The organism is Flavobacterium ardleyense (assembly GCF_042686085.1).
GTDB lineage: Bacteria > Bacteroidota > Bacteroidia > Flavobacteriales > Flavobacteriaceae > Flavobacterium > Flavobacterium ardleyense.
The window spans coordinates 13,098-26,009 of sequence record NZ_JBHUOL010000001.1 but is presented as its reverse complement, the minus strand read 5'-3'; the positions used below and the strand labels follow the sequence as shown (position 1 = coordinate 26,009).

General features: G+C 31.9%; 13 protein-coding genes and 1 tRNA gene. 5 read left to right on the top strand and 9 right to left on the bottom strand.

The features are described from left to right. Window positions 1-26: 26 nt before the first annotated feature. Window positions 27-809: an ABC transporter substrate-binding protein gene (locus tag ACFSX9_RS00140; protein WP_379802877.1), complete on the bottom strand. Its 783-nt coding sequence runs from the start codon at window positions 807-809 to the stop codon at window positions 27-29. A gap of 16 nt (window positions 810-825) precedes the next feature. Then, window positions 826-899 (bottom strand) — tRNA-Ala (locus ACFSX9_RS00135). A gap of 399 nt (window positions 900-1,298) precedes the next feature. Between ACFSX9_RS00135 and ACFSX9_RS00130 the strand changes: the two genes are divergently transcribed. From ACFSX9_RS00130 to ACFSX9_RS00115, 4 genes are all read left to right on the top strand, one after another. Next, window positions 1,299-3,554, top strand: coding sequence for a zinc-dependent metalloprotease (locus tag ACFSX9_RS00130; protein ID WP_379802874.1), 2,256 nt, complete (start codon window positions 1,299-1,301; stop codon window positions 3,552-3,554). 156 nt (window positions 3,555-3,710) lie between these two features. Further along, window positions 3,711-4,283, top strand: a complete 573-nt coding sequence (locus ACFSX9_RS00125; protein ID WP_379802871.1) for a pentapeptide repeat-containing protein — start codon at window positions 3,711-3,713, stop codon at window positions 4,281-4,283. Window positions 4,284-4,465: 182 nt separating this feature from the next. Then, window positions 4,466-5,044, top strand: a complete 579-nt coding sequence (locus ACFSX9_RS00120; protein WP_379802868.1) for a cytochrome b/b6 domain-containing protein — start codon at window positions 4,466-4,468, stop codon at window positions 5,042-5,044. Window positions 5,045-5,061: 17 nt separating this feature from the next. Continuing rightward, window positions 5,062-5,301 (top strand): hexameric tyrosine-coordinated heme protein, encoded by a 240-nt coding sequence (locus ACFSX9_RS00115; RefSeq protein ID WP_379802866.1) that lies wholly within the window; start codon window positions 5,062-5,064, stop codon window positions 5,299-5,301. A gap of 64 nt (window positions 5,302-5,365) precedes the next feature. Here the strand turns inward: ACFSX9_RS00115 and ACFSX9_RS00110 are convergent, their stop codons facing one another. From ACFSX9_RS00110 to ACFSX9_RS00080, 7 genes are all read right to left on the bottom strand, one after another. Continuing rightward, window positions 5,366-6,406 (bottom strand): endonuclease/exonuclease/phosphatase family protein, encoded by a 1,041-nt coding sequence (locus tag ACFSX9_RS00110; protein ID WP_379802863.1) that lies wholly within the window; start codon window positions 6,404-6,406, stop codon window positions 5,366-5,368. Next, entirely contained in the window at window positions 6,407-7,270 is an 864-nt protein-coding gene (locus ACFSX9_RS00105; RefSeq protein WP_379802860.1) for a rhomboid family intramembrane serine protease, read from the bottom strand. Between the two features lie 53 nt (window positions 7,271-7,323). Then, on the bottom strand, window positions 7,324-8,121 hold the full coding sequence (locus ACFSX9_RS00100) for a rhomboid family intramembrane serine protease (protein ID WP_379802858.1): 798 nt from the start codon (window positions 8,119-8,121) through the stop codon (window positions 7,324-7,326). After that, the gene (gene mutL / locus ACFSX9_RS00095; RefSeq protein WP_379802855.1) at window positions 8,118-9,974 is read right to left on the bottom strand and encodes a DNA mismatch repair endonuclease MutL; all 1,857 of its coding nucleotides are present in this window, start codon (window positions 9,972-9,974) and stop codon (window positions 8,118-8,120) included. The genes ACFSX9_RS00100 and mutL overlap by 4 nt, the downstream gene beginning before the upstream one ends. Further along, on the bottom strand, window positions 9,974-10,264 hold the full coding sequence (locus ACFSX9_RS00090; protein ID WP_379802853.1) for a hypothetical protein: 291 nt from the start codon (window positions 10,262-10,264) through the stop codon (window positions 9,974-9,976). The genes mutL and ACFSX9_RS00090 overlap by 1 nt, the downstream gene beginning before the upstream one ends. Before the next feature lie 139 nt (window positions 10,265-10,403). Continuing rightward, window positions 10,404-10,889 carry a 6,7-dimethyl-8-ribityllumazine synthase gene (ribH, locus tag ACFSX9_RS00085; protein WP_379802851.1) on the bottom strand — a complete coding sequence of 162 codons (486 nt, stop codon included), beginning with the start codon at window positions 10,887-10,889 and terminating at the stop codon, window positions 10,404-10,406. 2 nt (window positions 10,890-10,891) lie between these two features. Beyond that, window positions 10,892-11,671, bottom strand: coding sequence for a tetratricopeptide repeat protein (locus tag ACFSX9_RS00080; protein ID WP_379802848.1), 780 nt, complete (start codon window positions 11,669-11,671; stop codon window positions 10,892-10,894). 134 nt (window positions 11,672-11,805) lie between these two features. Between ACFSX9_RS00080 and recF the strand changes: the two genes are divergently transcribed. After that, window positions 11,806-12,894: a DNA replication/repair protein RecF gene (gene recF / locus ACFSX9_RS00075; protein ID WP_379802845.1), complete on the top strand. Its 1,089-nt coding sequence runs from the start codon at window positions 11,806-11,808 to the stop codon at window positions 12,892-12,894. Window positions 12,895-12,912: the final 18 nt, after the last annotated feature.

Below are 12,912 nucleotides of genomic sequence, written 5' to 3'. Positions count from 1 at the left end.
TATTCACATGAATATTGACCTTTTTTTTATTGATGGAGCTCCTTAAAATAAGAGAAAGCTTTTACTAGACGACTTCCATACCAAGAAAACATTTCACCATCTACAAAAACAGGTTTCGCATTACTGATAAAGTATCCAATTTCTTTTGCATGTTCTTCTTTAAAGGGAAAAGGTTCTGAAGATAAAAGAAGTAAATCAGGATTACCTTGCACAACTATTTTTTCCAAATCAATTTCAGGATATCTTCCTTCCTTGGTTTCGTAAATATTTTGAAAGTGATTCAATTTTAAAAGCACATTGATAAATGTATCATTTCCTGCAACCATAAAAGGGTTAGCCCAAATAAAATAGGCCACTTTTCTTATTGGTTTTTCCCGAATAAACATTTCAAAGTCCTGTTGTGCCTCTTCGATTTTCGAAATCCAGTTAGAAGCTTCTTTTTCTTTATTGAATAATTCTCCGAAATCCCGAATCATTTTCGAGTTATCTTCAATAGTATAAATATCAGTAACCCAAACCGCACAAATAGTACTTAATTGTTCAACAATTTCTTTCGTATTTTCCTCTTTGTTGCAAATAATAATATCAGGCTGCAGGGCTTGAATTACCTCAAATTTGATGTTTTTCGTACCTCCAACAATCGTTTTAGTCGCTTTAAGGTGAACTGGATGAATGCAGAATTTTGTAAGCCCTACGATATTATCTTCCAAACCTAAATCATATAATAATTCGGTTTGTGAAGGAACCAAAGAAACAATTCGTTTTGGTAACGATGTAAACTTATGCTCGGTTCCTATTTGATCTATCATTTTTTAGTAAACAATGTGGAGAAGATGGGGCTCGAACCCACGACCTCTTGACTGCCAGTCAAGCACTCTAGCCAACTGAGCTACATCCCCAAAATTTTCACGAATATACAAGTTTAAATTTAAATTATTCAATTTTTCATAAATCTTATATAGAAGTACAAATCGAAATAGTTACTCCTATTTACAATTTCGAATATTTTATCATTAAATTTATGTGAAAATAATTTTGTAATTATTGCTTTTAGTAAAAAGAAAATTCCTTTTCGGATGGGACTAAAATAGACTATAGAATTATTAAAACGATTTTTTAAACCTATAAATTTGATAATTTCAGACCATTGAATACCAATAATTACAGCTAGAAATACGTTCTCTAAACAACTGTGAGTAAATGAGTAAAGAGCGTAAAAATCAATAAATAAAAAAATAAAATAGTTGAATTTTTTAATATCTTTGAAAGATAAATCGGAATTTAAATTCAACTAAAATATGAAAAAAAGATACTTACTCATTGTGCTTTTTTCAATTATTTCTCAAGGAATAGCTCAAAATAGAATTTCATTTTTCGAAAACAAATCAAATGAATATGATTTATCAAAAAATTTCAAATCTTATAAAATTTTAGAGATTAATGATCAAATGCAACGTATTTCTGATGGACAAGAAATTACAATTGCAGTAGATGAAGAGTATGTTTTTAGACTTCGCGAAAACAGATTAATTTCAGATCAACACATCATAGCTGTTCAAAACGCATCAGGTATCGAAAGAAAGCACCTAAACGAAACTGGTTTTGATGGAAGATATTTTCTGAATGACAGAAATGCTACTAGCCTATTATCTTTTTCAATGTTTGAAGATAAATATCAGTTCTATATTAAAAATAAAGCAAAGGAATTTTACATAGAATCCCTGCAGAAATTTGACAATAATGCAAGTTCAAATTTATATGTCTATTATGAGGTAAAGGATATAGTTGAAGATAGTTCTTATAGCTGTGCAATAGAAGATGAAGCTTCTAAAATGCAACCAAACAATCAGATAAGTGCTGCAAATGGAGTCTGTAAAACTGTAGAGCTTAATTTTGCTGTTGACTATTCAATGTACGCATCGTACGGAACTATAAATGCTGTAATAAATAGAACGCTAGAACTTATTAATTTGTCTCAAGTTAATTACACAATAGTAAACGGACTTTCAGACGATGTTTCTTTTAAAGTAAATGAGCATTTCATAGTAACATGTAATACTTGCAATAACTGGGCTACCACATTAGATATAAACGATAATTATAATAATTTTTATAATAATGCTAGTCTAATGTTTACGAAACCTTATGATATTAAAGTGCTTTTGCAAAATCAAGGTGGTTCGGGCTCTGTTGTAGGCTTAGGTTCTTTAGCGATGTGTAATAATGCAGGAACTTCTGTTGTGAAAAACTATGTTTCAAATTCAGATTTAACTCGAAATATTTTATCACATGAATTAGGTCATAATTTCGGTTGCCAACACACAACAGGTTTTATAATGAACGCTACATTGAATGGCTCTACTGTTTGGGCTCCTGAATCTATTGGTGTAATTAATAATTCCTTAAATACACTTTCTTGTATAAATGAATGTTTTACTGAGCCTTGCACAAATACAAAAATTTCTAATCTTACTGTTGTAACTAATATTGCAAACAATACTATAGATGTAAATTGGTTAGCTGAAGCAACTACTTATTATAAAGCACGATTATACAATTACAGCAATTCTACCTGGACAGCTTATACAACTTTAAATTTTCCAACAAACTTTATATCTTTTCCATTTTCCCAAATTAATTGTACCGATAGATACCGATTAGAAATCACGCCAATTTGTGCCGCTGTAAATGGTATAACAGAACAAATTGTTTTTACCGTAAGTCAGAATGTTGCTGCTCCAAAACTTAGTTTTACTAACAACAACACGCGTCCATTGTGTGGCGGAAAAGAAGCCTATTTTACTGTTACAGCTGTTGATGGTGGCACTAATCCTAGTTATCAATGGAAAGTAAATGGTACAAACGTTGGCACAAACCAAAACTCATATTCAACTACAACTTTGCAAAATAATGACGTAGTTAGTTGTGAATTAAATAGTAACGCTACATGTGTTAATTCACCTACAGCAAGCGCTAGCGTAACGGTTACTGTTATTACTCCTACTGTATTATCAGTTACGATTGCAACAGCTAATCTAATCGTTTGCTCAGGAGATAGTGTCACAATAAATGCTACTGGACTTAATATAACTAGCCAATATCCGTATTATAATTGGACGTTTAATGGCAATACTATTCAAGGCGGAAATTCAGGCCAAATGAGTGGACCAACACTTACACATACTCCATTAGTAAGTGGCGTTTATGTGTGCAATCTATCTGATGGAGAAGGTTGTCATACCACATCTGGTCGTGTAGAAAGTAATTCTATAACTGTCACAGTTATGCCACAACCTTGTAATCTTGCAATTGATACTTTTGAAATTTCAGGCTTAAATTATTACCCAAATCCAGTCAAAGACAATTTAACATTTTCTGCTAAAGAATTGATTTCCAATATTACTATTTATGCTATTACAGGTCAAAAGGTGATTGCAGTTACTGTTAATGCTGAAACAACAACTTTAAACGTATCAAACCTAGCAAAAGGAACTTATTTTGTTAAAATTGATGCAACTGAAAAATCGAAATACGTCAAGTTTATTAAAGAATAGAACGAACTAGCCCTATTTTGACTTTATAAAATTGTTTGCTATTGTTTTAGAATTAATTCAAATTAATTATTCTAAATTTGAACTAAATAAATAAAATTTAAACTTTGTTGGAAATAAAAGTCAAATACTTATTCCCCACGATTCTAAAACAAAATTATGCATTCAGATTATATTACAGATCAAAATTTCGCAGACGCTATTTATACTGAAAACGATATAAAATACAAAGAATACGAAAATTGCAACTTTAGTAATTGCGATTTTAGAGCTTGTTCTTTTATAGCGGTAACTTTTATTGATTGTAATTTCGTAGATTGTAATTTTAAAGGCACGAAAATCAACCATGTTTCCTTACGTGATGTGTGGTTTACTAAATGTGATTTTACGGCAGTAAATTTTGCGATGACGGATCAAATTTTATACGAATTCCATTTCAAAGATACTTTGCTAGATTATGCACAATTCTATAGCTTGAAGCTTAAAAAAATGCAGTTTATCAACTGTAGTATGGTTGCCGTAGATTTTATGGAAAGTGATTTAACCGAAGCTTTATTTGATAATTGTAATCTGAGACATGCTGTTTTCATTGGCACAACAGCGAACAAAACCGACTTCACTACAAGTTACGATTTCACCATTGATCCTGAAAAAAATAAACTAAAAAGAGCTATTTTTTCAACCCAAAACCTAGCTGGATTGTTGCAAAAATATGACTTAGTAATTAAGTAATTTCCTTACTAACTTTCGAAAAAAAATCTATTTTCAAGAAGGTTTTGAAAATTCCTTTTTAAGAAAAATACCTTATAAAAAATCTCAAATGAATATATTTAATTCATTTGAGATCGAAAAAGGTTTCGTAAATTGCATTGCAATAGTACTGCTATTTGCATCAAAAATCTAAAACAAATATTATGGAACAAACGAAATATTCAAAGATATACCGAATAATGCATTGGGCAATAGCCATTACATTTATACTTCTATTAATTACAATTTTCTTACGATTGACTTGGTTAAATAAGCACAATGTATCGAATATTATTCAAGATTATTTGAGTAATAACAACATGACATTAACTGAAGATCAAAGTATTGCTTTGGCAAAAAAAATCAGAAAACCAATGTGGGATTGGCATATTTATTTAGGATATGTTTTGACAGGCTTATTTAGTATTCGCTTCCTACTTCCTGCTTTTGGTCAGATGAAAATTCAAAATCCATTGGACAAAGATTTAACTACGAAAATGAAATTTCAGAAATGGACCTATATCATTTTTTATGTTTGCGTACTAGTTTCGCTTGTTACCGGATTAATCATAGTATTAGGACCAAAGGAATATAAGGGATCAATGGAATCAATTCACGAATACGGAACTTACTATTTGGTTGCGTTTATTGCACTTCACGTGGGAGGAATTTTAATAGCGGAATTGACCAATCAAAAAGGAATCATTTCTAGAATAATCAATGGTTCAACACGAAAAGAATAAAAACTAAAAACATAAAAATGACAGAACTAGTTCAATTAGTACCCAACAATTCGTTGCTTACCAAGACACCTGAAGAAGGAAGACAATTGGCTGTGAAAATGGCTAGATTAATAATAAAAGTAACACAACCTGATGCTGCAATTCGCGAAAAAATGCGCCCAACTTATGCTGAAGATCCAGCAATGCTTATCGCGATTGGTCAAACCATAGCGACAGAATTTGCAACAATTGCTGCAGCAAATAATTATTGGAAATAAGAAGCGATATATTCTTCACAATTCAAAAAAACTAAACTCGTTTGATTCATTTCAAACGGGTTTTCTATTTAGCAGAAGGAGTAATAGAAAGTCGTGCAATCTGAGGAAAATGATCGCTCTGAAAAAAGGTATTGATCGACTTAAATTGTTTCACTTTTATATTATTTTCTACAAAAATATAATCAATTCGAGCAGGGTAGTATTTGAAATTATAGGACTTACCAAAACTAGTACCACCTTCTTCAAACGCATCTTTCATATCGCCTTTAATCGTTCGGTAAACGTATGAAAACGCACTATTGTTCAAATCACCACAAATTACTTTAGCGTAAGTGCAAGATTCATAATGTGACTTAATTAATTCAGCCTGATGTTGTTGCACAGTAAATGCAGCACTAATACGCTTGAAAATAAATTTCGATTTCTCCTCATCCATTCGTTCGTGAATATCCGTACTAATTTTAATGGATTGCAAGTGCATGCTGTAAATTCGCAAAGTATCTTCTCCCTTTACGATATCCGCAAAAATGACATTATTACTTGAATTTGGAAACTCAATTTCACCCTTATCAATAATTTTATAATTGGAATAAATTGCTTGACCGTATTTGTTTTTTCCACCGTATAATTTAGTGTAATTGTATTTGAACTGGGAAGTCTCAACCTCATCATTTGGCGAAAATTCTTGAATGCAAAGAATGTCTGCCTTTTCATCCGCAATTAGTTTAGAAATTTGTTGGGCTACATCTTCTTTGGGCAACCATTTATACAAATTAAACAAGCGAACATTATAACTCATTAAAGTAAAGTCACTTTCTTCTTCTGGTAAATTGGTTTCTGTAAACTTGTAAAAACGATTAATAAATGTAATCCCCATTAATAAAACCAAACCAGAAAGCAACATATACCTTTTAAATTGCAACAACCAATACACGAAGAAAAAGAAATTCAACATCAGAAAAAAGGGCAAAAATAAGCTCAAAACGCTTAAAAAAGGAAATGCTTTTGGCGCTAAAAAGGGCAAAGTGTAGGCAATAAAGGTCACTACAGTGAGCACTATATTTAAAAAGAACATTATTTTACTTAACCACGATTGCTTTCTCATTTATTTTCCCACTTTAAACAGAAATTCTTTTTCTTGTTTTGTTAAACTATCATATCCTGATTTGCTTATTTTATCTAATATTTCATCGATTTGCTTTTGAGTAAAATCTTGATTTTTATTCGTTGTATTTACCGTGTTTTTTGGCGTATTTCGATGTACTTTCTTGAAAGGTGTTTTGTCTTTTGGTTTAAAAAAATCGACTATTTTATCGAAAAAAGAAGATAAAGGCGCAGTTATATCTGTACCTGACTTCATTAATTTAATATACAAGAACCCAAAAAAAGCACCTCCTAAATGTGCAATATGGCCACCAGTGTTTTGTATAGGTAGCTGAATTAAATCAATCGCCAAAATTACGAAAGCCACGTGCCATAATTTCACAACGCCTAGTAATGGAATGCGCAATAACATATAAGGTGAATAAGTTGCTGTAGCAATTAAAAGTGCCATAATTGCACCACTTGCTCCTACTAATAATGAAACATTGCCAAGTAAGAAATAACTTAAAATATAAATTAGACCAGAGAAAATTCCACCTAATAAATAAACACCAAACATTTGTTTGTCATTAAAATATGTGCTGAATAATCTCCCTGAAAAATGCAACACTAATAAATTAAAAATCAAATGAAAAATCCCTGAATGAAAAAAATTGAATGTAATTAAAGTCCAGGGTTTCATCATAAAAACCTTCACATCCGAAGACAAAGCTACAAAATCAAAATAGTTAAAGGGTACTTTTGACAATTTTAAAATAACATCTAAAAGCGTAAAGCCCACAAAAAGCCCGATGTTCCAAAAGATTAACTTCTGAAGCATTCCGCCTGTTTTATACTGTAGTTTTAAATCGTCTATTATATTCATAAATTAAATTGCAAAAATTAACTTCAAAATGCAGCACTGCCAACTAAAAACAACTACCTGTCCCACCGATTTTTATCAAATTGGCTCTTCTTCCAATACCACATCATTAGAAAGCCGAAAAAGGCTCCTCCAACGTGTGCAAAATGAGCGACTCCTCCGCCAAAAAGACTATAACCAGTTACTCCTGAAAATAAATCGATTAATACAATTACAGGAACAAAATACTTCGCTTTCACCGGAACTGGAATAAACATAAGCGATAATTCAGCATTTGGAAACATAAAAGCAAAAGCTACTAACAGTCCATAGATGGCTCCAGAAGCTCCAACAGCTCTACCCTGATTTTTTATTGCTGCTTGAAAAAGAAGACTGAAATCATTTGAATTAACGTTTAAAGGATCTAAAACTGCTGCTGCATTTTGATATAACAATCTGCCCTCATAACTTGTTCCATTATCAAAACTAGTGTTTAAAATTGTATGAATATCAGTTGAAGTAATAGCTGTATTTTGAACTTCGCTCAATAAACTATGTATTTGATAATAATCTACTCCTGAATGAACTAAAGCAGCTCCTATTCCACAAGAAAAATAGAAAAATAAGAATTTTTTAGCACCCCAAAATTGTTCTAAAGCACTTCCAAAAGTAACTAAGGCAAACATATTAAAGAAAATATGCATTAAACTACCGTGCATAAACATATGCGAAATCGGTTGCCACAGCTTAAAGCCATCACTTTCAAAATAATGCAATGCCAAAAGTTCATTGGCTTGTGGTACAAAATAACTTCCTATAAAAAATAGGACATTTATAATTAATAACTGTTTTACAGTATCGGTCATGTTCATCATAGGGCAAATCTTTTATCTAAATCTTCTACTGTTAAGGTAATAAATGTATTTTTTTGAAAAGGAGAAACTGTTGGCTCTTTACAAGCAAATAATGAATTAACTAAGTTTTCCTGTTCTATAGCGGTTAAATAAGTTCCTGTTTTTACGGCTAAACTTTTTGCCATTGATTTGGCAATACTGTCATTTTGCGAAAAACTACTTTCTGGAATTTCGTTATGTAAATTACTAATTAATTCTTCTAAAACAATAGAAACTTCACTTTCTAACATTGCAATGGGTAAGCCCGAGATTTGAACTGAATCCGAATTGAACGCATCAAATACAAAACCCGTATTTTCAAGCGAAGGTTGCAATTGACTTAGCAACTCCATTTCGTCTGAAGAAAAATACAATTCTAAAGGAAACAACAACTGCTGGCTCGAAGCTTTATGCATTGTGATACTAGTCAAAAATTGTTCATACAAAACGCGTTGATGCGCTCTGCCTTGATCAATTACTAACATTCCGGATTTAATAGAACTTACTATATATTTCTTGTGAATTTGATAAGTAGAACTTGCTTTCAACTCTACCGCATCATCATCAAACAATTTGCCGGTAACTGCTGTACTTTCAAAAGAAAATGATTCCAGTTCTTGCGTATCTTGATTTAAACCAACATATAAACTTTCCCAATTCGGCGTACTTGCTTCTTTTTTATACGATCCAAAGGTAGAAAGTGATCGTGAAGCCGGTTTTTCAGTTGCAAACGGATTGTAATTTGAATCGACCTGAATTAAAGGGTAATCTGCTTTTTTATTATTGTATTGGTAAGGCGTATCTAAATTAGAATCGCGCTCAAAGTCCAAAACTGGCGCCACATTAAATTGGCCTAAACTATGTTTGATAGCCGAACGCAAAATAGCGTAAAGCGACTGTTCATCATCAAATTTAATCTCAGTTTTTGTAGGATGAATGTTAATATCTATTGTATGAGGTGGCACTTTTAAATATAAAAAGTAACTCGGTTGATTGCCTTCCTTCAGTAAACCTTCATAGGCATTCATAATTGCGTGATGCAAATAAGCACTTTTAATAAAACGATCGTTTACAAAAAAGAACTGCTCGCCCCTACTCTTCTTCGCGAATTCTGGTTTTCCCACAAATCCTGAAATCTGAATCATTTCGGTATCTTCTGCAACAGGTACTAATTTTTCATTAGTCTTTCCACCAAAAATATTGACAATTCGCTGACGGTAATTTGAACTAGGCAAATTATACATCTCACTTCCGTTGTGAATCAAAGTGAAGGAAATTGAAGGATGTGCCATCGCCACACGCTGAAATTCATCCATAACATGACGAAATTCAACTGTTTCCGATTTTAGGAAATTTCTTCGCGCTGGAATATTAAAGAAAAGATTTTTAACAGCAAACGAAGTGCCTTGTGGTAAAACTGCAACTTCTTGGGTAACCAATTTACTACCTTCAATTACGATATGAACCCCTAATTCCTCCTGATTTTGCTTAGTTTTCATTTCCACATGAGCAATTGCAGCGATAGACGCTAATGCTTCACCACGAAACCCTTTGGTACTCAAATCAAACAAATCTTCTGCTTGACGAATTTTAGAAGTAGCATGACGTTCAAAACACAACCTAGCATCAGTTGTATTCATTCCTAAACCATTATCAATTACTTGAACCAAGGTTTTACCAGCTTCTTTTACAATTAGCTTAACATCCGAAGCTTTTGCATCAACTGCATTTTCTAATAATTCTTTAACTACCGAGGCAGGACGTTGCACCACTTCACCTGCAGCAATTTGATTTGCCACATGATCGGGTAAAAGTTGAATAATACTTGCTGCCATTATTTTCTTTTAAAAATAGAGAAGTCAAAATCTATGATGTAGAAAAATACAAATAGTAAAATCAACGCAATGATAATGACGCGTGTGTTAAATGACCTGTTTTTTCTATTTCTACTGGCATCTCTGGCATCTTTCCAATGCGATCTAAAATCACTATCGTTTATAGTTTCTCGATCTCTACGAAAGGCAGAGTCGAAATCAAAAGGATTACCCGTTGGTTTTCCTTCGTAATGTCTTGGTGTATAATTGAATTGCTTGTTTTTTTGCAATTTGAACAAACTCTTTCTCATGGTAATCTCTTTAGATTTCAAATTTACGTATTTCCGTTCAAAGTAACCCTCAATTTTATGTTAAGAACGCTATACTTATGAACATAAAAAAACCTACAATATTAAAATTGTAGGTTAAAATATTTTTAAGATAAACTTATTATTTTTGATTCAAGTCGATCATTTTAATAGCTGCAATTGCCGCTTCAACACCTTTATTTCCGTGTTTACCACCACTTCTATCTAAAGATTGTTGCATATTATTATCCGTTAATAAACAAAAAATAGTAGGCACATCGTATAAAAGATTTAAGTCTTTCATTCCTTGTGTTACACCTTCGCATACAAATTCAAAATGCATCGTTTCTCCTTTGATTACACAACCAATTACAATTACAGCATCAAGTTCTACTTTTTCATGCATTTGTCTGGCTCCGAAAATCAATTCAAAACTTCCTGGTACATTCCATCTTGTGATATTTTCCGTTAAAGCACCGCAATCTGTTAACGCTGCAACAACACCGTTATACAATCCTTCAGTTACTTCTTCGTTCCATTCCGAAACAACAATCCCAAACCGAAAATCTTTCGCGTTTGGGATCGTGTTTTTATCGTAATTTGATAAATTTTTATTTTCTGTAGCCATCTTTATTCTGTCATTGCAATTAAAGCATCAATATTCATAGCTTCTTTCGAAGTTTCATATTTTTCTTTAATTTCTACAAATAATTTGTGTGCTTCTGATTTTTTACCAGCTTCTAACTGTAACTGTGCCGCTTTCATTAAAAATCTTGGCGTTGTAAAGTCATTTTCTGAAGCTGCAGCTGCTTTTTTATAGAATGAAATAGCATCGTCTACTTTGTTTGTTTCAGAAAAAGCATCTCCAATTGCTCCTAAAGCTAAAGGCTGTAAAACCGCATCTTTAGATTTGAAGTTTTCTAAATACGAAATCGCATTTTTAAAATCTCCAATGTTTAAATAAGACATACCCGCATAGTAATTTGATAAATTACCTGCATCTGTTCCTGAATATTGTTCAGCAATTTTTACGAAACCTAATTTTCCTTCACCACCATTTAAAGCCAAGTTGTATAATGAATCTGATTTCTCAGAAGAATCAGTTGCTTGTTGAAAATATTGTTGCGCTTGAAAAATTTCGTTATTTGCTTTGTTTTCTTTCGGTTCAGTAACAAAACGATTGAATAATAAATATCCAACAGTTCCGATTGCAATAGCTGCAACTACTGCTAAAATTATTTTTTGATTCTTAGCAACGAAATCTTCCGTTTTTGAAGCTGATTCATCTAACGCATTAAAAACCTCAGCTGTAGTACTATCACTTACATCTACTACTTCTTCAAATTCGTTTCCAGTTTTTTCTTCTTCTGGTTTTGGAGCCTTGTATCCTCTTTTGTTATATGTTGCCATTTAATGAAAATTTAATGAGGTGCAAAAATATAATATTTATTAAATTAAACCCTATTATTATGGGAAATTTTCATAAATTCCATATACTTTTGCAAAAACTCTTTTTTTAGCAACAATTTAAAGTATCGTTTATCGTGTTTTTAAAGCAATTATCTCTTCTAAACTACAAAAATTTAGCCCAAATCGAATTTGATTTTGACGCTAAGATTAACTGCTTTGTGGGCAAAAATGGAGTTGGAAAAACCAATATTTTGGATGCAATTTATCATTTGGCTTACGGGAAAAGTTATTTCAATCCGTTAGCTGTTCAAAACATCAAACACGGTGAAGAATTTTTCGTAATTGATGCTTTGTTAGAGAAAAATGATAAAGAAGAAAAAATCGTATGCAGTTTAAAACGAGGCCAAAAGAAAACCATCAAGCGCAACGGAAAAATATACGATAAGCTTTCCGAACATTTAGGTTTGATTCCTCTAGTAATTATTTCACCTTCTGATGTGGATTTAATTGTGGAAGGAAGTGAAACCCGTAGAAAATTCATTGATAGCGTCATTGCTACTTTAGATAAATCATATTTACAATATTTAATTCAGTATCAAAAAACATTAGCCCAACGGAATGCTTTGCTGAAATATTTCGCAATAAATCAGGTTTTTGATGCTGATAATTTATCGATTTATAACGAGCAATTGAGTACTTTAGGTCAGATTATTTTCGAAAAGAGAAAAGAATTCTTGGCTGATTTTATTCCGATTTTTGAAAAACATCACACTAATATTTCAGGCGGAAATGAAAAAATAGCGTTGCAATATGAAAGTCAGTTGTTCGATACCGATTTGTTAACGCTTTTAGAAACGTCTTTACAGAAAGACCGAATTATCCAATATACAAGTTCAGGAATTCATAAAGATGACTTAACTTTTGAAATTGAAGGTTTCCCGATTAAAAAATTTGGCTCGCAAGGCCAACAAAAATCGTTCTTAATAGCTTTAAAATTGGCCCAATTCGAATTTATAAAAAAACAAAGTGGCGAATTACCGATTTTATTGTTCGATGACATTTTTGATAAGCTTGATGAAACTCGAGTTCAAAAAATTGTAACAATGGTAAATGATGCTGTTTTTGGACAGATTTTCATCTCCGATACACATCCGGAACGAACCGAAATGATCATTAAAGAAACGCATCAATCGTATAAAATATTTCCAATTTTGAATTCATAATACTACTTTTGATAAAAA